Source organism: Stenotrophomonas sp. RG-453, from assembly GCF_033843685.1.
GTDB lineage: Bacteria > Pseudomonadota > Gammaproteobacteria > Xanthomonadales > Xanthomonadaceae > Stenotrophomonas > Stenotrophomonas bentonitica_A.
Window position 1 is genome coordinate 347,358 of record NZ_JAMYED010000003.1, and the last position, 22,454, is coordinate 369,811.

20 protein-coding genes are annotated in these 22,454 nt (G+C 66.5%); 13 read left to right on the top strand and 7 right to left on the bottom strand.

What is annotated here, in order from left to right:
- Nucleotides 1–75: 75 nt before the first annotated feature.
- Nucleotides 76–963 carry an MBL fold metallo-hydrolase gene (locus NJD74_RS07240; protein WP_319623879.1) on the top strand — a complete coding sequence of 296 codons (888 nt, stop codon included), beginning with the start codon at nt 76–78 and terminating at the stop codon, nt 961–963.
- A 69-nt stretch (nt 964–1,032) separates the two neighbouring features.
- Here the strand turns inward: NJD74_RS07240 and NJD74_RS07245 are convergent, their stop codons facing one another.
- Together NJD74_RS07245 and upp are read right to left on the bottom strand one after the other, a co-directional pair.
- Nucleotides 1,033–1,317 (bottom strand): PsiF family protein, encoded by a 285-nt coding sequence (locus NJD74_RS07245; protein ID WP_319623880.1) that lies wholly within the window; start codon nt 1,315–1,317, stop codon nt 1,033–1,035.
- Between the two features lie 108 nt (nt 1,318–1,425).
- Entirely contained in the window at nt 1,426–2,061 is a 636-nt protein-coding gene (upp, locus tag NJD74_RS07250) for a uracil phosphoribosyltransferase (protein WP_070470290.1), read from the bottom strand.
- Between the two features lie 274 nt (nt 2,062–2,335).
- Between upp and NJD74_RS07255 the strand changes: the two genes are divergently transcribed.
- The 5 genes from NJD74_RS07255 (at nt 2,336) to NJD74_RS07275 (ending at nt 8,484) form a co-directional block, all read left to right on the top strand.
- Nucleotides 2,336–4,906 (top strand): TonB-dependent receptor, encoded by a 2,571-nt coding sequence (locus tag NJD74_RS07255; protein ID WP_319623881.1) that lies wholly within the window; start codon nt 2,336–2,338, stop codon nt 4,904–4,906.
- Complete coding sequence (locus NJD74_RS07260; protein WP_319623882.1) at nt 4,906–6,039, top strand: phytase; 1,134 nt, start codon at nt 4,906–4,908, stop codon at nt 6,037–6,039. Before NJD74_RS07255 ends, NJD74_RS07260 begins: the two co-directional genes overlap by 1 nt.
- 32 nt (nt 6,040–6,071) lie before the next feature.
- Complete coding sequence (locus tag NJD74_RS07265; protein ID WP_070470300.1) at nt 6,072–7,421, top strand: metallophosphoesterase family protein; 1,350 nt, start codon at nt 6,072–6,074, stop codon at nt 7,419–7,421.
- A 49-nt stretch (nt 7,422–7,470) separates the two neighbouring features.
- Nucleotides 7,471–8,106 carry an inorganic diphosphatase gene (locus NJD74_RS07270; RefSeq protein ID WP_319623883.1) on the top strand — a complete coding sequence of 212 codons (636 nt, stop codon included), beginning with the start codon at nt 7,471–7,473 and terminating at the stop codon, nt 8,104–8,106.
- A gap of 138 nt (nt 8,107–8,244) precedes the next feature.
- Nucleotides 8,245–8,484: a hypothetical protein gene (locus NJD74_RS07275; protein ID WP_070470277.1), complete on the top strand. Its 240-nt coding sequence runs from the start codon at nt 8,245–8,247 to the stop codon at nt 8,482–8,484.
- Between the two features lie 13 nt (nt 8,485–8,497).
- On the opposite strand, the gene NJD74_RS07280 is transcribed toward NJD74_RS07275, so the two are convergent.
- The gene (locus tag NJD74_RS07280; RefSeq protein ID WP_070470274.1) at nt 8,498–8,824 is read right to left on the bottom strand and encodes a tetratricopeptide repeat protein; all 327 of its coding nucleotides are present in this window, start codon (nt 8,822–8,824) and stop codon (nt 8,498–8,500) included.
- Nucleotides 8,825–8,936: 112 nt separating this feature from the next.
- The gene (locus NJD74_RS07285; RefSeq protein ID WP_070470273.1) at nt 8,937–9,566 is read right to left on the bottom strand and encodes a superoxide dismutase; all 630 of its coding nucleotides are present in this window, start codon (nt 9,564–9,566) and stop codon (nt 8,937–8,939) included.
- A 219-nt stretch (nt 9,567–9,785) separates the two neighbouring features.
- Here NJD74_RS07285 and NJD74_RS07290 point away from each other — a divergent pair, with 219 nt between their 5' ends.
- Nucleotides 9,786–11,201, top strand: coding sequence for a deoxyribodipyrimidine photo-lyase (locus tag NJD74_RS07290; RefSeq protein WP_319623884.1), 1,416 nt, complete (start codon nt 9,786–9,788; stop codon nt 11,199–11,201).
- A gap of 151 nt (nt 11,202–11,352) precedes the next feature.
- On the top strand, nt 11,353–12,048 hold the full coding sequence (locus tag NJD74_RS07295; RefSeq protein WP_019183227.1) for an OmpA family protein: 696 nt from the start codon (nt 11,353–11,355) through the stop codon (nt 12,046–12,048).
- A gap of 244 nt (nt 12,049–12,292) precedes the next feature.
- Here NJD74_RS07295 and NJD74_RS07300 read toward each other — a convergent pair whose 3' ends face one another.
- The 3 genes from NJD74_RS07300 to NJD74_RS07310 all read right to left on the bottom strand — a co-directional run bounded on the left by NJD74_RS07300 (nt 12,293) and on the right by NJD74_RS07310 (nt 14,314).
- The gene (locus NJD74_RS07300) at nt 12,293–12,553 is read right to left on the bottom strand and encodes a hypothetical protein (protein ID WP_139146273.1); all 261 of its coding nucleotides are present in this window, start codon (nt 12,551–12,553) and stop codon (nt 12,293–12,295) included.
- Complete coding sequence (locus NJD74_RS07305; RefSeq protein ID WP_139146272.1) at nt 12,550–13,182, bottom strand: hypothetical protein; 633 nt, start codon at nt 13,180–13,182, stop codon at nt 12,550–12,552. The genes NJD74_RS07300 and NJD74_RS07305 overlap by 4 nt, the downstream gene beginning before the upstream one ends.
- Before the next feature lie 109 nt (nt 13,183–13,291).
- A complete protein-coding gene (locus tag NJD74_RS07310; RefSeq protein ID WP_019183226.1) occupies nt 13,292–14,314 on the bottom strand; it encodes a LysR family transcriptional regulator in 1,023 nt (340 codons plus the stop codon).
- A gap of 367 nt (nt 14,315–14,681) precedes the next feature.
- Between NJD74_RS07310 and NJD74_RS07315 the strand changes: the two genes are divergently transcribed.
- The 5 genes from NJD74_RS07315 (at nt 14,682) to NJD74_RS07335 (ending at nt 22,275) form a co-directional block, all read left to right on the top strand.
- The gene (locus tag NJD74_RS07315; RefSeq protein WP_019183225.1) at nt 14,682–15,455 is read left to right on the top strand and encodes an SDR family oxidoreductase; all 774 of its coding nucleotides are present in this window, start codon (nt 14,682–14,684) and stop codon (nt 15,453–15,455) included.
- Nucleotides 15,456–15,545: 90 nt separating this feature from the next.
- Nucleotides 15,546–16,757 carry an efflux RND transporter periplasmic adaptor subunit gene (locus NJD74_RS07320; RefSeq protein ID WP_070427146.1) on the top strand — a complete coding sequence of 404 codons (1,212 nt, stop codon included), beginning with the start codon at nt 15,546–15,548 and terminating at the stop codon, nt 16,755–16,757.
- Between the two features lie 160 nt (nt 16,758–16,917).
- On the top strand, nt 16,918–20,088 hold the full coding sequence (locus NJD74_RS07325; protein WP_070470259.1) for a multidrug efflux RND transporter permease subunit: 3,171 nt from the start codon (nt 16,918–16,920) through the stop codon (nt 20,086–20,088).
- A gap of 25 nt (nt 20,089–20,113) precedes the next feature.
- Nucleotides 20,114–20,851: an SDR family oxidoreductase gene (locus NJD74_RS07330; protein WP_319623885.1), complete on the top strand. Its 738-nt coding sequence runs from the start codon at nt 20,114–20,116 to the stop codon at nt 20,849–20,851.
- The gene (locus NJD74_RS07335) at nt 20,845–22,275 is read left to right on the top strand and encodes an efflux transporter outer membrane subunit (RefSeq protein ID WP_070470253.1); all 1,431 of its coding nucleotides are present in this window, start codon (nt 20,845–20,847) and stop codon (nt 22,273–22,275) included. The genes NJD74_RS07330 and NJD74_RS07335 overlap by 7 nt, the downstream gene beginning before the upstream one ends.
- The last annotated feature ends 179 nt before the right edge of the window (nt 22,276–22,454 follow it).

The window sequence follows — 22,454 nt, forward strand, 5'->3', positions numbered from 1 at the left end:
CCGTCCCAGTGGCGGGGTTTTTTTCATGGGCGATGGCTAGCGAATATTTAACGGGCACGCGACGATAATTTGCGAATGAAACTATGGTCCATCCGCGGTAACACCCAGAAACTCGACGGCGGTGCGATGTTCGGCAACGCCCCGCGCGCGGTATGGGAAAAGTGGGCGGCACCGGACGATCTCAACCGGATCGAACTGGCCTGCCGTGCACTGCTTGCCAGCCCGCTGGCGGGCAAGACCGTGCTGTTCGAAACCGGTATCGGGGCCTTCTTCGAACCGAAGCTGCGTGACCGCTACGGCGTGCAGGAACCCGGCCATGTGCTGATCGAATCCCTGCGCGAGGCCGGTTTCGAGCACGAGGACATCGACGTGGTGGTGCTGAGCCATCTGCATTTCGATCATGCCGGTGGACTGCTGGCGCCGTGGAGCGAAGGGCGCACGCCCGAACTGCTGTTCCCGAATGCGACCTTCCTGGTCGGCGCCGAGCACTGGGCGCGCGCGCTGCACCCGCACCCGCGCGACCGTGCCAGCTTCATCCCCGAACTGCCTGGCCTGCTGCAGGCAAGCGGTCGGCTTGAAATCGTCGACGGCCCGCACTCCAGGACGCTGGGCGACAGCGTGCGTTTCAGTTTCAGTGACGGGCACACGCCGGGCCTGATGCTGGCCGAGATCATCGGCCCCGAAAGCGTGGATGGCCATGCGCGGGGTGGGGTGGTGTTCTGTGCGGACCTGATTCCCGGCCGCTCGTGGGTGCACGTACCGATCACCATGGGCTACGACCGTAACGCCGAACTGCTGATCGACGAGAAACGCAGCTTCCTGGAAGACAAACTGGCCCGCAACGTCCATCTGTTTTTCACCCACGACCCGCAGTGCGCGCTGGCGCAGGTGTCACGCGATGAGAAGGGCCGCTTCGGCACCGTGCACGAACAGGGCGAACTGAAGGCCCGCGCGCTCGCGTAACGCCTGCGGTAGGTGCCGACCGTTGGTCGGCACGGCACCCACGGCCGCGGGCATTACCCGCTCAACGCGTCAATGCGCCTTCAAACACCCGCTCATGAACGTCTTGCGCGCATCGCCGGCCAGCTTCTTCGCGGCCGCATCGGCGTTGCAGGTCTTCATGCGCTCCTGCGGCGTGCTCGCCGTCGGCGCCGGAGCGCTCAGGCAGGCCTTCTGTGCAGTTTTGTAGTCCTCGCCGGTCTTGCCTTTGTTCTTGGCCGAGCAATCGGCCATCCGCTGTTGCTGCGGGGTCGCCGCGCTGGCGATCACAGGGCCACCCAGAAACAGCAGACAGGCCAGCAGGGACAGGGTCTTCATGACGCAGCTCCACGCACGGGTTGATGGTGCGCGCAGCTTCTGCCCGGCCATGGCCAGGCCGTGTGAAGCACCGGCGGCCGGTGCTGGCCGCCGGTCAGAACGAGCGGATCAACCGACCACGCGGGTCCCGAAGATGCGGTCGCCCGCATCGCCCAGGCCCGGCAGGATGTAGCCCTTCTCGTTGAGCTGGGCATCGATGGCGGCGGTGAAGATCTCCACGTCCGGGTGCACGGCCTGCACGGCGGCGATGCCTTCCGGCGCGGCGACCAGGAAGATGCCCTTGATGCGGCGGGCGCCAGCGCGTTTGAGCATGTCGATGGTGGCGATGAGGGTGCCGCCGGTGGCCAGCATCGGGTCCAGGATCAGCGCATCGCGCTCTTCCAGGCGGCCGGTCAGGCGCTCGAAGTAGGGCACCGGCTGCAGGGTCTCCTCATCGCGCTGCAGGCCGACCACGCTCACCCGCGCGGCGGGGATCAGCGAGAGCACGCCACTGAGCATGCCCAGGCCGGCGCGCAGGATCGGCACCACGGTGATCTTGGCCCCGGCAATGCGCTGCACCGTCACCGGGCCCGCCCAGCCGGCCATGGTGTGGGCTTCGGTCTCCAGGTCGGCGGTGGCCTCATAGGCCAGCAGCCCCCCGAGTTCATTGGCCAGCTCGCGGAAGTCCTTGGTGCTCAGGGACGCATCGCGCATCAGGCCGATCTTGTGCTGCACCAGCGGATGGCGCACTTCGACGATTTTCATGGGGGAATCAGGGGAGAGGAGATGTCACTAGTGTGCCGCAACACCCAACCGAAGCCAAAAGCCGAAGCCGCCCTGCCCGGTAGTGCCGAGCCATGCTCGGCAGGCCCGCCAATGAAGAAGCCGATCACCGGCGCACCCGTCAACCCGAGGCAGCCGAGCATGGCTCGGCTCTACCCAGACCCCGATCTCCGCCCTCGATGTCCCCGGTGTCATCCTCATGCAACCTCCCGGACATACCGTGCTGACCCATTCTTTACACAGATTGGGGAATGCAGTGCAGAAGAAGCGTCCGTTGGGCCTGGCGATCAGTCTTTCGTTGCTGGCGGTGATCACCCCGTCGGCCCATGCCGCCGATACGCCCGATGGCAGCACCGTGGCCGGCAGCGCCGCCGCCGGTGCCGCCGCCATCGATCTGGACCGGGTCGAAGTCCGCCCGCAGCTGGAGTCGCAGACGCGCGCGGTCGACCTCAAGCGCAGCAGCGATGCGATCGAAGATGCAGTGTCCTCCGATGCCATGGGCGTCTATCCGGACCAGAACGTGGCCGAATCGCTGCAGCGCCTGCCCGGCGTCAGTGTCACCCGTGACCAGGGCGAGGGGCGCTTCGTGGTCATCCGTGGCCTGGATGCCAACCTCAACAGCGTCAGCGTCGATGGCATCGCGATTGGTACGCCGGAGGATTCCAGCCGCGCTGCACCGCTGGACGTGATTCCCTCCGACTCGACCGAGCGCCTGCGCGTGGTCAAATCGCCCACCCCGGACATGCCCGGCGACGCGATCGGCGGTACGATCCTGGTCGAGTCCGCCTCGGCGTTCGACCGCGAAGGCCGCAACCTGCGCGGCAAGATCGAAGCCAGCCATCAGCAGCTCTCCGGCAACACCAGCCCCAAGGCCGCGATCAACTACAGCGAAGTGTTCGCCGATACCTTCGGCGTGGCGCTGGGTGTGAACTACCAGAACCGCAAGTTCGAGTCGGACAACACCGAAGTGGAGTACGGCGAGTTCGACGGCGGTGCCGAGGACGACCTGTTCGCCAACAGCCTGCAGCAGCGCAAGTACGAGATCGAGCGCAAGCGCATCGGCGCCAACCTCAACCTGGACTGGCACCCGGACGAGGACAACCGGTATTACCTGCGCACGCTGTACAGCCAGTTCGACGATGCCGAAACCCGCCAGCGCACCCTCTTCAACTTCGGCGATGGTGAGGTCACCGCGCTGGGCAACAACCAGTACCGCGTCGATGACCTGCCGGCCGATGCGATCCAGAAGCGCATGCGCTACCGCACCAAGAAGGAAAACACGTTCACCACCAGCGCCGGCGGCGAGAACCGGTTGACCAATGCGGTGGTCGATTACAAGGTCGGCTACACGCGTACCGAAGAGCGCGTCAACGACGAGATGGAGGCGCGCTTCGAGTACAACGGCGATGACCTGGGTGCCAGCGTCGATCAGAACAGCGGCATCCCGCGCTACACCCTGACCAGCGCGCAGTGGATGGACAACGGCAACTACGATTTCGATCGTTTCGTGGTGTCGCCCAAGCAGGTCAACGACAGCGAGCGCAGCGCGCAGATCAACGTGCGCTTCGATGGGGATTCGTCCAGCTACAAGATCGGCCTGCTGGGCCGCTGGCGCGACCGCGACGTCAACGTGGATGAGCGCGAACTGCGGGTCGGCCCGGACGTGGCGTTGTCGGACTGGACCACCTCCACACCCGATCACCGGGGCGGCAGCCTCGGCCAGGGGATGAGCTCGGACGCCATGCGGCGCTACTGGGCCCAGCAGGGCGGCCAGTACAGCGCCCGCCCGCAGGATGCCGGCGGCAACGCCCTGGCCTCGCTGGAAGAGGACTACACCGCCAGCGAGGACATCTTCGCCAGCTACGCGATGGGCACCTGGGATGTTGGCGCGCTACGCATCATCGGCGGCGTACGCGTGGAGAACACCCAGTTCAGTGCCACCGGCAACAGCGTGGAGGTGGCGCCCAACGGCCGCAGCTTCACGGTCACCCCGCTGAGCGTAAGCCGCAGTTACATCAATGTGCTGCCTGGCCTGCACCTGCGCTACGACGCAGGCGATGACTGGGTGCTGCGCGCGGCCGCCAACAAGACCGTCTCGCGCCCGTCGTTCGGCGATGTGGCGCCGCGTGTCGGCCTGAGCCGGGGCGATGAGGAAGTGCGGATCGGCAACCCGCAGCTGGACCCGTACGAATCGAAGAACATCGACCTGTCGCTCGAGAAGTACCTCGGCAGCACCGGCATCGTCTCGCTGGGGGTGTTCCACAAGTCGATCGATGGCTACATCGTCAACACGGTGAGCAACACGGATCCGGCGTATCCCGGCTTCGAAGTTACCCGGGTGATCAACGGCAACAAGGCCACGGTCAGGGGTGCCGAGTTCAACTGGCAGCAGCAGCTCGCCTTCCTGCCGGCCGGCTGGGATGGCCTGCTGGTCGGCGCCAGCGGCACCTGGCTGGACACCGATTTCGACCCGGGCATGCCCGGTCGCGAGCGCGACGACTTCATGTTGCCGCGTGCCTCCAAGCATGTGTACAGCGCGCACATCGGCTATGAAAAGGCCGGCTTCAGCACCCGCGTGGCAGCGGTCTACCGCAGCGAGTATCTGGACTCGCTGGGCGACAGCCGCGCGTATGACATCTACGTCGCACCCAACACCCAGCTCGACTTCAGCATGGACTACAAGATCACCTCGAACGTGAGCGTCTACTTCGAAGCGCAGAACCTGCTCGACAAGCCGCTGGAGTTGTACCAGGGCGTGCGCTCGCGCACCCTGCAGAACGAGGAGTATGGCCGTACCTACGCCCTCGGCCTGAAGGTGGCCCTGTGATGCGCGCCTGCCATTGCCTGAGCCTGCTCGCGCTGGCGCTGTTGACCGCCTGCAGGCCTGCCGCCGCCCCCGGAGCGGCGACGCCGGACCCTGCCGCAGCCGGGGCGCCGACAGCTGCTGCCGACGCCTCCGCCGCGCGCCAGGTCGCCACGGTCGCCGAGGCGTTCCTGACCCCGATGACCCCGGACGACAACATCGACTCGCCGGCCAGCTGGACCACGCCCGACGGCCAGGTCTGGCTGATCGCCACCGCCAAGGCCACCGACAAGCTGGTGGTCTATGACGGGCAGACCGGCGCGAAGCTGCGCGATGTCGGCAGCCTCGGCACGGCGCCGGGCCAGTTCGACCGCCCCAACGGCATCGCCGTGGTCGATGACCTGGTGCTGATCGTGGAGCGTGACAACCACCGCGTACAGGTGCTGCAGCTGCCGGACTTCACCCCGCTGGGCGTGTTCGGCGCCGGTGAGCTGCGCAAGCCGTACGGGGTGTGGGTGAACAAGCTCGGCAGCGGCTACGACGTGTACGTCACCGATTCCTACGACGCTGGCGAAGACGCGCAGGGCAACGATGTGCTGCCGCCGCTGGCCGAGCTGGACAAGCGCGTGCGCCGGTATGCGCTCACTGTGCAGGGCGGCAAGGCGCAGGCCTCGCTCACCGCGAGCATCGGTGACACCACCGAAGCGGGCGCGCTGCGCGTGGTCGAATCGATCTGGGGCGACCCCGCCAACGACCGGCTGCTGATCGCCGAAGAGGACGAGACCTACGCCAGCGAGTTCAAGGTCTACACGCTGGAAGGTCGCTTCAGCGGCACCACGTTTGGCCGCGATGCCTTCCAGGCCCAGGCCGAAGGCGTGATGCTGCGGACCTGCGGCAAGGATGGCTGGTGGATCACCACCGAGCAGGGCAAGCAGCGCAGCGTGTTCCACCTGTTCGACCGCCACACCTTGAAGCACGTCGGCGCCTTCCAGGGCAACACGGTGGCCAACACCGACGGCATCTGGTCGATGCAGGCGCCGTCCGCGCGTTTCCCGAACGGCGCGCTGTACGCCGTGCACGATGACCAGGGCGTAGTGGCCTTCGATTGGGCCAGCATCGCCAAGCAGTTGTCGCTGCCGCTGGAGTGTGGCGCGTGAGCCACGTTCCTGCCGCCCTGACCGCGCTCGCACTGGGGCTGCTGCTGTGCAGTGGCAGCGCCCTGGCAAAGAAGGAGACCGAGACCGGTGCCGAACCCAACACCCAGGTCCCGGCCGGCAACCGCCATTACGCCGCGAGCGGATTCCCGGACCGGCTGGTCGCCTCCCCGGCGCAGGACGCTGCCCGCGGCTTCTCGGTCGCCTGGCGCACCGATACCTCGGTCAAGGCACCGGTGCTGGAATGGGTGCTGGCCGGCGACTCTCCGGATGTCGGCATGCCGACCCGCATCACCGCCACCACCCAGGCGCTGAGCACCGAACTCGGGACGTCCCACCATCACCGTGCGGACGTGACTGGCCTGCAGCCGGACACGCTGTATCTGTGGCGCGTGCAGGGGCAGAACACCTGGAGTGCCTGGAACCAGCTGCGCACCGCGGGCCGTGCCGAGCAGCCGCTGACCCTGTTGTATTTCGGTGATACCCAGAACAAGAACCTCAGCCACGTCTCCCGGGTGATGCGGGCCGGCATCAAGGCCGCCCCGGACGCGCGCCTGAGCCTGTTCGCCGGTGACCTGGTCAGTGGGGGCGATGGGCAGGACGACAGCGAGTGGGGCGAGTGGTTCGCCGCCGCCGGCTGGCTGCCGCAGGAAACCGCGGTCGCCCCGGCGATCGGCAACCATGAGTACTTCGAGGAGTTCGAAGACACCCCGCAGGAGCGTCGCGTGCTCGGTCGCCACTGGCCGGTGACGTTCGCGCTGCCGCGCAATGGTGTGGACGCCGCGGACACCAGTACCTACTGGTTCGACTACCAGGGCGTGCGCATCGCGGTGCTCGACGGCACCTCTGCGCTCGATCTGGGCACGGCCAAGGCGCAGGCGGCGTGGCTGGATACGGTACTGGCCGACAACCCGCACCCGTGGAGCATCGTGCTGCTGCACCAGCCGTTCTATTCCCCGCGCGAAGGCCGCGAGAACACCGAGCTGCGCGATGTGCTGCTGCCGGTGGTGCGCCGTCACCAGGTCGATCTGGTGCTGCAGGGCCATGACCATACCTATGGCCGCCGCGGTGAAGGCCAGGGCGCGACGCCGCAGTTCGTGGTCACCGTGGCCGGGCCGAAGCAGTACCGGCTGTCCGATGAGGCCCGCGCCACCATGGCGCCGGTCGGCGAGGACACGCAGTTGTTCCAGGTGCTGAAGATCGACCCCGGCCATCTGCGGTATGAGGCGCGCACGGTCACCGGACGCCTGTACGACGGTTTCGAGTTGACACGTGGCACCAATGGTCGCAAACAGAAGACCGAATTGACGCAGGGACGCATCGCCCCCCGTGACTGCACGCGCGCACAGACCCTCAAGGGCCGCGCCGACCGTTGCTGGGAATGACCGACCGGCCGGGCCGCTGCGGCGTGCCCGGCCCTTCGTGGAGACCGAGATGACGCATCGCCGTTCCATCGGGCGGGCTGTGTTGGCCGCGTCCCTGCTGCTGCTCACCGGCGCCGGCGTGGCCGGCAACGCGGTGCTGCACCCGTTCCTTGCCGCGCAGCCGAACAATGCCCCGGAGGAGGTGAATCTGGCCGTGGAAATTCCGGCTGGCAGCGTCACCAAATACGAGATCAAGGAGGACGGCCTGGTCCACGTGGACCGCTTCCAGTCGATGCCGGTGGCGTACCCGGCCAACTACGGCTCGATGCCGCGCACGTTGGCGGGCGACAACGACCCGCTCGATGCGCTGGTGCTGACCCGCGAGCCGCTGCACCCCGGCGTGATCGTGCGGTTCCGTCCGATCGGCTTCCTGAAGATGGTCGATGATGGCGAGCAGGATGAGAAAGTGATTGGCGTGCCGACCGACAAGATCGATCCCACATACGCCGCCATCCGCGATCTGGACGATCTGCCGCTGATCGAACGGCAGCGCATCGAAGCCTTCTTCCGCGTCTACAAGGACCTGCCGGCCGGCCGCAACCCGGTCCAGCTCAACGGCTGGGGCAATGCCGCCGAGGCAAAGACGTTGATCCGTGCCTCGATGCAGCGTTTCGATGCGCAGCAGCGGCACGCGAAAGGCGATTGAGGGCCCAGGTCACGGCAGCGGCTGCTGATCCGCCGCTCACGCACCACCTTCCGTGACGCCGAGCTCGTCCGCTATGCTCGATGCCCTGCGGCGGGGCACTGCCGATGGCAGGCCATTCAAGGGACGGGGCGACGGCACATGGAAGAGGAGATCAAGCGCGGCGTACTGACCGTGATCCACTGGATCGTGGTCGTTTTCATCGTCCAGACCCTGGTCTTCGGTATCGGCCGCGTCACGTTGTTTGCCTTCAGCGGCGGCCACTTCGGGAAGGACGATTGGTCGGCCGCGCATCAGAACTGGAGCTATTTCATTGGCTTCGGCGTGATCGCCTTGGTGTGGATCCTGGTCGCGCTCTACAACAACGGTCTGCTCTGGTAGCCCTCCCGGCCGATCACGCTGAGCCGGCGCTCGCCTTCTGCAGCCGCCGCAGGAAAACGGCCATTTCCTTGACCGCCTGCTTGTCACCGTTGGTCCCGGCGACAGCACTGCCTTGCTGCCATGCCTGTGCCGCCGCCTCCGAATCCCCGGCCGCCAGATGGGCGTTGCCCAGCCATTTCCAGCCCGCCGAGTACCGTGGATCCTCTGCGACACAGCGCTGCAGATGGATGACCGCCTCCGCGGTGTGACCCGCGTCGAGCAGGGCCTTGCCCAGGCCGAAGCGGAGCAGGGCGCTGTCGCGCCCCTGTTCGAGCAGACGTTGCAGTGCGGAGATATCCATTCGATGCAGACTCAGGTAGCGGTGAGGCGGGCAAGCGGCGGGTCCAGCACTGCAGCCTCGGACGGCGTGGCGGAGGGTTGCGTGCCGAGGCCGAGTGCGGGGCCCGTGTCCATCAACGGCCGCCGGCGGCCTGGTAACGGCGCGCGACTTCGGCCCAGTCGATCAGCTCGAAGAACGCAGCGATGTAATCCGGGCGGCGGTTCTGGTAGTTCAGGTAGTAAGCGTGTTCCCACACATCCAGCCCCAGGATCGGCGTGCCACCGGAGAGGCCCGCAATCTCGCCCATCAACGGGTTGTCCTGGTTCGGGCTGCTCTCCACCAGAAGCGTGCCATCGCGGCTCAACGTCAACCACGCCCAGCCACTGCCGAAGCGGGTCTGCGCGGCCTTGGTGAAGGCCTCCTTGAACGCGGCGTAGCCGCCGAGGTCGCGATCGATCGCCTGCGCCACAGCGCCTTCCGGCGTGCCGCCGCTGGCGGTCAGCACCGTCCAGAACAGGCTGTGGTTGGCATGCCCGCCACCGTTGTTGCGGACGGCGTTGCGCACACCTTCGGGCAGGGAGCCGATCTCGGCGATCAGCGTGTCGATATCCGTGCTCTCGATCCCGGCATCGGTGAGGGCGGCATTGAGATTGGTGACGTAGGCCTGGTGGTGCCTGGCATGATGGATTTCCATCGTGCGTGCATCAAAGTGCGGTTCGAGTGCGTCGTAGGCGTAGGGCAGGGCGGGGAGGGTGTAAGCCATGGGTATCTCCAGCAAAACGAAAGGGCGGGTCGGCACAGGTACGAAGCACAGGGGCTTGGGCAGGCCCGCGTTTGTTCGGTGGACGCCACGATAGAACCTCAAGCGTGATTGAGGTCAAGCACGGCGATGTGGAACAGTGCGGGCCATCCGCGCGTGATCGCTGCCTGTCCTTCACCTGCACTGGCTATCATTGCCTCTCGAATCTTCCGGGGTAGTCTCGTGTCGGTAGCGTTGGTGTGGTTTCGCCGTGACCTGCGGTTGCAGGACAACCCGGCCCTGCAGGCCGCGCTGGATGCCGGCCATGTGCCGGTACCGGTCTACATCCATGCGCCGCACGAAGAAGGCGACTGGGCCCCCGGCGGCGCATCCAATGCCTGGCTGCACCGTTCGCTGGCGGCGCTAGACGCTGACCTCCGTGCGCGCGGTTCTTCGCTGGTGCTGCGCCAGGGCGACAGCCAAGCCGAGCTGGAGCGCCTGATCGAGCAGACCGGGGCGGTGGCGGTCTACTGGAACCGCAAATACGAGCCGGCCACGCAGCCGCGCGATGCGAAGATCAAGCGCGAACTGCGCGAGCAGGGCATCGAGGCCGAGAGCCACAACGGCAGCCTGATGTTCGAGCCGTGGGACGTGGCGACCCAGCAGCGTGGGCCGTACAAAGTGTTCACGCCATTCTGGCGCAATGCGTTGACGCGCCTGCAGCTGCCGGCGCCCACCCGCGTGCCTGACCGGCTGCCCGCGCACACGGCGGGCGGCGAAACGCTCGATGCCTTTGGCCTGGCACCCTCGATACCGTGGGACCGGCAGTTCTGGGAGCATTGGCAACCAGGCGAGGCCGGTGCGCACGAAGCGCTGACGGTGTTCATCGATGGTGCCCTCAATGGCTATCGCGAGCAGCGTGATCTGCCGGACCGGGTGGGCACCTCGCTGCTGTCGCCGCACCTGCATTTCGGCGAAATCGCCCCGTGGCAGATCGTCCGCCGGCTGCAGGGCGAGCGCAGTGCCAGCCGCGATGCCGACATCGACGGCTACATCCGCGAGCTGGGCTGGCGCGAGTTTTCGTATCACCTGCTGCATCACTTCCCGCAGACGCCGGACCACAACCTCAACCCGCGCTTCGATCAGTTCCAATGGGCCAAGCCCGATGCGGACGCGCTGCGTGCATGGCAGCAGGGCCGCACCGGCATTCCGATCGTGGATGCGGGCCTGCGTGAGCTGTGGGCCACCGGCTACATGCACAACCGCGTGCGCATGATCGTCGCCAGCTACCTGTGCAAGCACATGCGCCAGCATTGGCGCGAAGGTGCGCGCTGGTTCTGGGACACGCTGGTCGATGCAGACCTGGCCAACAACACCATGGGCTGGCAGTGGGTGGCCGGCACGGGGGCCGACGCTGCGCCGTACTTCCGGATCTTCAACCCGGTGACGCAGTCGCAGAAGTTCGATCCGCAGGCGCATTACATCACGCGCTGGGTGCCGGAACTGGCCGCGCTGCCGCTGAAGGCACGCTTCGCGCCCTGGCAATCGCCGCAGCTGCTGGCCGAGCACGCCCCAGCCTATCCCGCCTTGCCGCTGGTGGATCTGGGCGAAGGCCGCGACGCCGCCTTGGCCGCGTATCGGCACTCAGGCGGGGCGTGATGGCCATCTCGGATCATCCGGTTCTGGGGTAAGCGTTTACCTGAACAGGGAGCTGCCGAGCGTGCCATTCATCATGCCGGCATCGCGTTGGGCTGTTTATGCTCTTCACGGCCCGCAAGCCGGCGCCGTCCGGTAACCAAGGAGAACCCTCATGATTCGACCCGCAACCCGCAACGTGGCCCTGGCCCTGATGACTGCTGCCGCCCTGACGGCCTGCGCCACCGGTGGCTCCTACGTGCAGAGTGACCAGTACGGCAACCCTGTCGAACAGCAGAACCGCACCGGCCGCAACGCCCTGATCGGCACTGCCGTCGGCGTCGCCGCCGGCCTGCTCAGCGGCAACAGCGCCACCGAGCGCCGCCAGCACGCCATGATCGGCGCCGGTATCGGTGCACTCAGCGGCGCGGCCGTCGGCCAGTACCAGGACCGCCAGGAACGCGCGCTGCGCGAACGTACCGCCAATACCGGTATCGACGTCTCCCGTGATGGTGACAACCTGACCCTGAACCTGCCGGACGGCATCACCTTCGATTTCGGCAAGTCCACCCTGAAGCCGCAGTTCTACAGCTCGCTCAATGGCGTGGCCAGCACGCTTGCCGAGTACAACCAGACGATGATCGAAGTGGTCGGCCATACCGACAGCATCGGCAGCGACGCGGTCAACAACCGCCTGTCCAAGGAACGTGCCGATTCGGTCGCCGCCTACCTGGCCGGCCAGGGCGTGCAGCGCGCCCGCATCGAAACCCTGGGTGCCGGCAAGGCCTACCCGATTGCCGACAACAACACCGATGCCGGCCGCGCGCAGAACCGCCGTGTCGAGATCCGTGTGATTCCGTTGCAGCAATAACAGCGCGCCAGCGCGCTGTTATTGCGTGGTGCGAGCCACAGGCTCGCAACACAGAAATGCCGCCCTTGCTGGCGGCATTTTTTGTAGGTACCGGCCGGTGGCCGGTACGCCCTGAACAGTTCCGTCCGCGCACGTCCGCAACACCCACGACAACGCCGCCAAAACAGTACCGGCCGTTGCCTGGCTGATCATCGCAACCGCGCCACCCGGTGCCGGTCACCGGCCAGCTGAGTGCGGCATCGCCCTAAACGGGCTTGGAACGTTTTCGCGGGCTGATCGCGCCGGCCATCACTCCGTTGTACTTCAACAGTACATCCTCCCCCGCCTTTCGGCAGGCCTGGGCCAGGATCGCCTTATCCGAATCGAACACGGCCTCAAGCTCGACCTTGGTCAACGTCTTGCCAGATTTCGCGCCAATGCCTCCCGACAGGTGGCGCCTGACCTTGGCGACGTCCACAGGGGATGCGGCTCGCTTGCCCGGCTTCAATTGAGTGGAGCGTTTCATTGTTGGCCCCCTGAGCGGGTCGGTTCTGCCGAAAGTCTACTACTGCCATCTACGGCGACTGTCAAATCCTGGCCACCCACCGTGATGTCCTGGACAAGTCGCCAGAGCATGCCTTTGCGATGGACATGCCGGGTGAAGCCCAGCCTTTCGTAGTACGCCACCAACTCCGGTACCGGACGATTCAGTGCGATTTCGCCACACCGCAGCTGGGTGGCAAGTGCAAGCAGATAGGCGGTCGCAATACGACCGGCTTCGCCTTGCAGATCGTGTGATGCGGGATTGGACTGAAGATAGTGGATGCTCGCCACCATCCGCCCCTTGCTGACTCGACCGACGGCCAGAGCGCACAGCACTTCTGCATCGCGTATCGCAAGATCCACTCTGCATGCGTGATTTCTGAAGCGTCTCCAGAGTTCCTGCCAGTCCCAAGGGACATAAAGGCGCCGGCGCCTGGTCGCGCAGGGGGCCTCAGCCCAGCGTCGGGCCTGGGCGACCGCATCATTGTCGATGTCGGACAGTTGTAGATGCGGATAAAGAGCCTTCAGTTCGTTGACGACAACGCGACAGGCTTCGTTCCGGAGCCGGAGGTGTCGCGTTTCCGCGAGCTTGCGAGCAGGTATCTTGTCCAACGTCCGTTTCCATCTGACGATGGAACGAGATTGCAATCATCCCTTTTTACTCGACAAGAGCGCTAAGCGACGGCGTGGCGTCGGTAGCCGGCCCGGCGTACCGTCAGAATCACCCCGCGGTCACCGTCTCCAGAATGCGCTTCCCGGTCGCCTGAAGTTCGGTTTCCACCTGGGTCTGCTGCTGCTTGGCCAGCTTCGCCGCCGGGCACTGGGCCAGCATGTAGTTGGCGTCGAAGTTCATCTTCTCCACCAGGAAATCGACGAACGCGCGGACCTTCGGCGACACCAGCCGGCCGCCGGCGAACACCGCGTTGAAGTCCACTTCCGGCCCGGTCCAGCCGGCCAGTACGCGGCGCACCATGCCCGATTCGACGAACGGCTTGGCCATCACGTCACCGGTCAGCAGCAGGCCTTCGCCGCATACCAAGGCACCGTTCAAGGCGGACGGGTCGTTGGCCACCAGCAGCGGGTTGACCGGGAAATCCAGCAGTTCGCCGCCGTTCTCGCCCAGCTGCCAGAAGAACCGGTTGTTGTTGAGGTTGCGCGCCTTGCGCATCGCCAGGATGCGGTGGAACTGCAGCTCATCCGGATGCAGCGGCTCGCCGTAGCGTTCGATGTATGCCGGGCTGGCAAACACCTGCGTACGCAGACTGCCAAGCTTGCGCGCCACCAGGTTGGAGTCAGGCAGAGTGCCCACGCGCAGCGCCAGATCCGCCTCACCGGCGATCAGATCCAGCTTTTCATTGCCCAGGTGCATGTCCAGCTGGATTTCCGGGTACTGCGCATGGAACTGACCCAGCAGCGGCGCGATCCAGGTGATGCCGATCGAATAGGGCACGGTGAAGCGCAGCCAGCCGCGCGGCCCGGACTGCAGCTGGTTGACCGCGCCTTCGGCTTCCTCCAGCTCGCGTGCGATGCGCTGGCAATGCTCGTGATAGACCGAGCCGGCTTCGGTGAGGCCGAGGCGGCGGGTGGTCCGGTGCAGCAGCCGTGCGCCCAGGCGCGTTTCAAGTTCCTGCACTTTGCGGCTGACCGTGGTCTTGGGTAGCCCCAGTGCCGTGGCGGCGGCGATGAAACTGCCTTGCTCGACCACTTTGACGAAGATCAGCGTGTCGTTGAGATCGTGGGCCATGACGGGATCCAAAGTCGGGGGAGGGGAAGAGTGCCGCAAATGATTGTGCCGGGCACGGGATGATTATTCCCCTAAATCCGGACTAATCAAGGGGGAGTTTGAAGACTAATCTGGCGCCATTCCAGATATGAAGGACGTCAACCATGTGGTTGCGGAACATTCTTGGCCGCCTGCGTAGCGGCCCCAGCGCCCCGCTGGACCTCGCGATGACTGTTGAAGCTCGCCCGGGATCCCTCTCCCGCAAGGCTTTCCGCGAATTCACTCCGCCTGCCAACATGCAGCGTGGCGGCAGCATCCGCCTGGGCGCCCGCGGTGGCGATCGACTGGGCCGAATTGGGATTATCCCGGCGACGGGAGTGAAAGTCCCATGAATGGGACATTGGCCCCCGAGGTGCTGGTGCTCGGTGGCACCGGCAGCGTGGGCCAGGGCATCGTGGCGGCCTTGCTGGAGGCCGGCAGCCCCGTGCTGGTGGTCGGCCGCGATCCCGGCCGGCTGGCGGCGCTGCAGGAGCAGTTCGCCGACGAGCCGGGCCTGGAAGTCCTGCTCGGTTCGCTTGGCGATGATGGCTCGGCGCGCACGGTGGCCGAGCGCATCGGCGGGCGCCCGCGCGCGCTGGCTGCGGTGGTGGATGCGATGGGCGGCCCGTACAACCGCGGGCGGGTGACCGACCGCAGCGGCGACGCGTTGCTGCAGGCGCTGCAGGCCGACGTGATGCCGCACGTGCACGCCGGCCGGCATCTGCTGCCGCTGCTGCGTGGCGGCGCGCAGGCGCGGCGCTACGTGCTGGTGGGCGGCCCGGCCGGCTTCAAGCCGTGGGCCGGGCATGGCGAGTCCTCCATCACCATGTCGGCCACGCGCATGTACGCGCAGGTGCTGCACCAGGAAGCCCAGGCCCTGGGCGTGCGTGCGCAGATGCTGGAAGTGTGCGATCCGGTGTGTACCCCGGCCAATGCGGCCAAGGCCTGCATCGAATGGCCGAGCGCGCTGCTGGTCGGCCGCCGTGTTGTCTCGCTGCTCGACAACTGCACCGACAACCGCGCCATCGTCCGATGCGATGCGCGCGATGCCGAACTGCCGCGCGGACTGCTGCACCTCGACCGCCCTCCACCGATGTCGCGCAACACGGCCGGCACGGCTTGACCTCTACCAAGGTTCAGGTCCCAGGCTACGCCCCCACGTCGCCCCACGTTTTCGATTCTGTATCACCACCCCTACGTACGGATGCATGTCATGACTTCCAACTCCTCCCCGCAACGTTTCACCCGACGGCTGGCCATGGCCGGCGTTTCGATCCTTGCCGCCGCGGTGCTGACCGCCTGCAGTGGCAGCCATGCTGAAGAAGCCGGCATGCCGCCGCCGCCGTCGGTCAGTGCCGCGCCGGTTCTGGTCAAGCAGGTCAGCCAGTGGGACGACTTCAGTGGCCGCGTCGAAGCGGTCGAAAGTGTTGAGCTGCGTCCGCGCGTCTCCGGCTACATCGACAAGGTCAACTATGTCGAAGGCCAGGAGGTCAAGAAGGGCGATGTGCTGTTCACCATCGACGCACGCAGCTACCGCGCCGAGCTGGACCGCGCCACCGCCGAGCTCAACCGCGCGCGCACCCAGGCCCAGGTGAGCCGCAGCGAAGCCGACCGTGCCCGTCGTCTGTCCGACCAGCAGGCAATCTCCACCGAGACCTGGGAACAGCGCCGTGCGGTGTCCGAGCAGGCGCTCGCGCAGGTACAGGCCGCGCAGGCCGCCGTCGATGCAGCCCGCTTGAACATGGAGTTCACCCAGGTCCGCGCACCGATCAACGGCCGTGCCGGCCGCGCGATGGTGACCGCTGGCAACCTCGTCACCGCCGGTGACAGCGCCAGCGTGCTGACCACGCTGGTCTCGCTGGACAAGGTCCACGTCTACTTCGATGCCGATGAAGGCACCTTCCTGCGTTACGCCCAGATGGCGCGCAAGGGCGAACGCCCGAGCGAGCGCGACAGCGAACTGCCGGTGAAGGTGGGCCTGTCCGGTGAGAATGGTTTCCCGCATGAAGGCAAGGTCGACTTCCTGGACAACCAGGTGACCCGCAGCACCGGCACCATCCGCGTCCGCGCGCTGCTGGACAACGCCGACCGCGCGTTCACTCCGGGCCTGTTCGCCCGCGTGCAGCTGCTGGGCAGTGGCCAGTTCCAGGCCATGCTGATCGATGAAAAGGCCGTGCTGACCGACCAGGACCGCAAGTTCGTCTACGTGGTCGACAAGGACAACAAGGCACAGCGCCGCGATATCGAACTTGGCCGCAATGCCGACGGCCTGCGCATCGTCGAGCAGGGCCTGAAGGCCGGTGACCGCGTGATCGTCGATGGCGTGCAGAAAGTCTTCATGCCCGGCATGCCGGTCCAGGCCAAGGCCGTTGCGATGCAGCCGGTTGCCGCGCCGGTAGCCGCGCCGGCTGTTGCAAAGAATTGAAGGGCAGCCGACTGACCGTCGGTTCTACATAGCAGCCGACCAACGGTCGGCTCTACCGTGACTGCCATCGCCCCGTGCAGGGGAACCCGCCACCGCTGTCGCCTGCGACAGCGGCCGGGGTCGTGCACGCCGGCGCTGGTGAAACCCCAGGAATCCACCCATGGACTTTTCCCGTTTTTTCATTGACAGGCCGATCTTCGCGGCGGTGCTGTCGATCGTGATCTTCGCCGCTGGCCTGATCGCGATCCCGATGCTGCCGATCAGCGAGTACCCCGAAGTGGTGCCGCCCTCGGTGGTGGTGCGCACGGTGTACCCGGGCGCCAACCCCAAAGTGATCGCTGAAACGGTGGCCACGCCACTGGAAGAAGCGATCAACGGCGTCGAGGACATGATGTACATCAAGTCCGTCGCCGGCTCGGACGGCGTGCTGCAGATGACGGTGACCTTCCGCCCGGGTACCGATCCGGACGAAGCCGCGGTCAAGGTGCAGAACCGCGTCGCCCAGGCGCAGGCGCGCCTGCCCGAGGACGTGCGCCGCCAGGGTGTCTCCACCCAGAAGCAGTCGCCGACCTTCCTGATGGTGGTCCATCTGACCTCGCCGGACGGCAAGTACGACTCGCTGTACCTGCGCAACTACGCCCGCCTGCACGTCAAGGATGCCCTGGCACGCCTGCAGGGCGTCGGTGATGCGCAGATGTTCGGCGGCGGTGACTACGCCATGCGTGCGTGGCTGGACCCGGACAAGATCGCCGCGCGCGGCCTGACCGCCAGCGACGTGGTGCGTGCGATGCGCGAGCAGAACGTGCAGGTCTCGGCCGGCCAGCTCGGCGCCGAGCCGATGCCGAGCAGCGACTTCCTGACCCTGATCAACGCCCAGGGTCGCCTGCGCAGCGAACAGGAATTCCGCGATATCGTGCTCAAGGCCGGTGACGACGGTGAAGTGGTGCGCCTGTCCGATGTCGCCCGCCTGGAGCTGGGCGCCGGTGACTACACGCTGCGCTCGCAGCTGGACGGCAAGAACGCGGTCGGTATCGGTATCTTCCAGGCCCCCGGCGCGAACGCGCTGGAAATCCGCGACTCGGTCATCCACACCATGGATGAGCTGACCAAGCAGTTCCCGCCGGGCGTGAAGTACGAAGCGGTGTATGACACCACCATCTTCGTGCGCGATTCGGTCAAGGCCGTGGTCTCCACGCTGCTCGAGGCGATCGCCCTGGTGGTGCTGGTGGTGATCCTGTTCCTGCAGACCTGGCGTGCCTCGATCATTCCGCTGATCGCCGTGCCGGTGTCGATCGTGGGTACCTTCGCGGCGCTGTACGTACTCGGCTTCTCGATCAACACCCTGACCCTGTTCGGGCTGGTGCTGGCGATCGGCATCGTGGTCGATGACGCGATCGTGGTGGTGGAGAACGTCGAACGCAACATCGAAGAAGGCCTGACTCCGCTGGCCGCCGCCCACCAGGCAATGCGTGAAGTGTCCGGCCCGATCGTGGCGATCGCGCTGGTGCTGTGTGCCGTGTTCGTGCCGATGGCGTTCCTGTCCGGTGTGACCGGTGCGTTCTACAAGCAGTTCGCCGTCACCATCGCGATTTCGACCGTGATCTCGGCGATCAACTCGTTGACCTTGTCGCCGGCCCTGGCCGCACGCCTGCTCAAGCCGCACGGCGCGCCGAAGGATGGCCTCACCCGCCTGATCGACCGTCTGTTCGGATGGATCTTCCGTCCGTTCAACCGCTTCTTCAAGACCAGTTCGGAGAAGTACCACGGTTCGGTTGGCCGCCTGCTGGGCCGTCGTGGCCTGGTGTTCGTGGTCTACGCCGGCCTGCTGCTGGCCACCGGCCTGATGTTCAAGGCGGTGCCGGCCGGCTTCATTCCGACCCAGGACAAGCTGTACCTGATTGCCGGCGTGAAGCTGCCGGAAGGCTCCTCGATCGCACGTACCGACGCCATGCTGGCCAAGGTCGCCGAGATCGCGCGCAATACCGATGGCGTGGCGCACACGATCCAGTTCCCGGGTCTGAACGCGCTGCAGTTCACCAACACGCCCAACACCGGTGTCGCGTTCGTTCCGCTCAAGCCGTTCAGTGAGCGCAAGGGCCGCACCGCCGCGCAGATCAATGCCGAGATCAACGCCAAGATCGCCGGGCTGCAGGAGGGCTTTGCGTTCTCCATGATGCCGCCGCCGATCCTCGGCCTGGGCAACGGCAACGGCTACCAGATGTTCATCCAGGACCGCGGCAATCTCGGCTATGGCGCACTGCAGACGGCGGTGAGCACGATGCAGGGTGCCGTCGCGCAGACGCCGGGCATGGCGTTCCCGATCACCAGCTACCAGGCCAACGTGCCGCAGCTGGATGCCGAAGTAGACCGCGTCAAGGCCAAGGCCCAGGGCGTCGAGCTGACCGAATTGTTCGACACGCTGCAGACCTACCTGGGCTCGGCGTACGTCAACGACTTCAACCAGTTCGGTCGTACCTGGCAGGTGATCGCCCAAGCCGACGGCCAGTTCCGTGACAGCGTGGAAGACATCGGTCGCCTGCGTACCCGCAACAACCGTGGCGAGATGGTGCCGATCGGCTCGATGGTCACCGTGAAGCAGACCTACGGCCCGGACCCGGTGCTGCGCTTCAACGGTTACCCGGCGGCCGATCTGGCCGGCGAAGCCGACCCGCGCATGCTGTCCTCGGCCGAGGCCATGACCAAGCTGACCGAAATCGCCGGCAAGGTACTCCCGGTCGGCATGCAGACCGAATGGACCGACCTGAGCTACCAGCAGGCCACCCAGGGCAAGGCCGCCTTCATCGTGTTCCCGGTGGCGATCCTGCTGGCCTTCCTGGTGCTGGCCGCGCTGTATGAAAGCTGGTCGTTGCCGCTGGCGGTGATCCTGATTGTCCCCATGACCCTGCTGTCGGCGTTGTTCGGCGTATGGATGACCGGTGGCGACAACAACGTGTTCGTGCAGGTCGGCCTGGTGGTGCTGATGGGCCTGGCCTGCAAGAACGCCATCCTGATCGTCGAGTTCGCCCGCGAACTGGAGATGGGCGGCAAGGGCATCGTGGAGGCTGCACTGGAAGCGTGCCGCCTGCGTCTGCGCCCGATCGTGATGACCTCCATCGCGTTCATCGCCGGCACCATCCCGCTGGTGATCTCGCATGGCGCCGGTGCGGAAGTCCGCTCGGTCACCGGTATCACGGTGTTCGCCGGCATGCTGGGCGTCACCCTGTTCGGCCTGTTCCTGACCCCGGTGTTCTACGTGGCCCTGCGCAAGTTCGTCAGCCGTAACGGCGGCGGGCAGCTGGTGACCCACGGCGAACCGACCATCCACCACTGATTCCTTCCCCCGCGAGGTTTTTCACATGAATACCGCTACCCAAAAGATCGCCCTGGTCACCGGTGCCACCCGCGGCATCGGCCTGGAAACCGTCCGTCAGCTGGCCCAGGCCGGCGTGCACACGCTGCTGGCTGGGCGCAAGCGCGACGTCGCCGTGGCCGAGGCGCTGAAGCTGCAGGCCGAGGGCCTGCCGGTCGAAGCGATCCAGCTCGACGTAGGCGATGCCGCCGGCATCGCCGCCGCCGTGCAGACCGTGACCGAGCGTCACGGCCGCCTGGACATCCTGGTCAACAACGCCGGCATCCTGCTCGACGACCCAAAGCTGGCGCCGTCGGCGCAGACCCTGCAGACCTGGCGCGATACCTTCGACACCAACGTATTCGCCGTGATCGCCGTTACCCAAGCCTTCCTGCCCCTGCTCAACGCCTCGCCGGCTGGCCGCATCGTCAACGTCTCCAGCATCCTGGGCTCGCTGACCCTGCACAGCCAGCCGGGCTCGCCGATCTACGGCTTCGCGGTGCCCGCCTACAACGCCTCCAAGAGTGCGGTGAATGCGTGGACCGTACAGCTCGCCTACGAGCTGCGCGACAGCACCACCAAGGTCAATACCGTGCACCCCGGTTACGTCAAGACCGACATGAACGGCGGTGAGGGCGAGATCGAAATCAGCGAAGGCGCACGCTCCAGCGTCGGCATGGCGCTGATCGATGCCGATGGCCCCAACGGCAGCTTCACCTACCTCGGCGAGGTGCTGCCATGGTAATCCGCCTGTTGACCGTGGCCGTGACCAGCGCGCTGCTGGCCGGCTGCGTCAGCGTCGGCCCCAACTACCAGGCGCCACCGGCCGAGCCGGTGACCCTGCAGGGCGCCGCCGCGCCGGTGTTCACCACCACCTCGCCGGTGGCGAGCTGGTGGGCCCAGTTCGACGATCCGGTGCTGGAGCAGCTGGTGCATGAAGCACTGGGCACCAACCTGGACCTGCGCATCGCGATGTCGCGGGTGCGCGAGGCCCGCGCGGTGTTCGTCGAGCAGCGCCTGGACCAGTTGCCGCACGTCACCAGCGGCGGCAGCTATGACCGCCGCAAGCAGCCCGATGCCACGGTGGGTGATGAGCGCGTCTTCAGCGAGACCTACCAGCTCGGCTTCGATGCCGGCTGGGAGCTGGATCTGTTCGGTCGCCAACGCCGTGCCGCCGAAGCGGCGCGCGCGGACCTGGGCGCCGAGCAGGACAACCTCGCCGACGCGCAGGTCACCGTCGCCGCCGAAGTAGCCCGTAACTACTTCGAGCTGCGCGGTACCCAGAAGCGCATCGCGGTGGCCAAGCGCACCCTGGTCAATCTGCGCGACACCCAGAAGCTCACCGAGACCCGCTGGGAACTGGGCGCCGGCAGCGAGCTGGACGTGCAGAGCAGCCGTGCGCGCCTGAAGGCGATCGAGGCCGACATCCCGCTGCTGGAAGTCGCCGAAGTGCAGTCGCGTCATCGCCTGGCCGTCCTGCTGGGGCAGCGTCCGGATGCACTGGACAGCCTGCTGCAGCCGCGCGAGATGCGGCCGTACGCCAAGGCGTTGCCGTTGGGTGACACCACCGATCTGCTGCGTCAGCGCGCCGATGTGCGCGTGGCCGAGCGTCGGCTGGCGGCGGCCACCGCGCGCGTTGGCGTTGCCACCGCGGACCTGTTCCCGCGGATCAGCCTGAGTGGGTTCGTCGGCTTCCTGTCCGGTGATGCCAGCGGGTTGGTCAACGGCAACAACAAGGCGTGGTCGGTGACCCCGTCGATCAGCTGGGCTGCCTTCGATTTCGGCACGGTCAAAGCCCGTCTGCGCGCCAGCAAGGCGCAGGCCGACGGTGCCGCCGCCGAGTATGAGAAGGCGGTGCTGCTGGCGCTGGAAGACACCGAGAACGCGCTGACGCGGTACGCCAAGCAGCAGGCCCGCCTGGCGATCGTCGCCGAGCAGGCCCAGGCGGCGGGTCGCGCGGAGGAACTGGCGCAGATCCGCTTCCGCGAGGGGTCGGAAGACTTCCTGACCCTGCTCGATGCACAACGCACCCAGCTGGCCGCGGACGATGCACTGGCCGAGGCCGAATCCACGGTCAACGTCAGTGTGGTGGGGGTGTACAAGGCCTTGGGTGGCTGGGGCCAGCAGCAGGATGCAGCCAACACCCCGGTGGCGGTGACGCAGCGCTGACCGGCCGCAGGTCGCAGGGGCGGCGAAGGCGCCGTCCCTGCAAGAATGGCAACAGCCGTCACATCCGCTGCGCAGGGCGTCGCGGTTGACGGCTTTGCCTCTGCACGGTGCCAATGCACGATGCTACAAGCGTGGGTTGTTCTCTGGAGTGGCCCGCATGCAACCCAATCAGTGGCGTC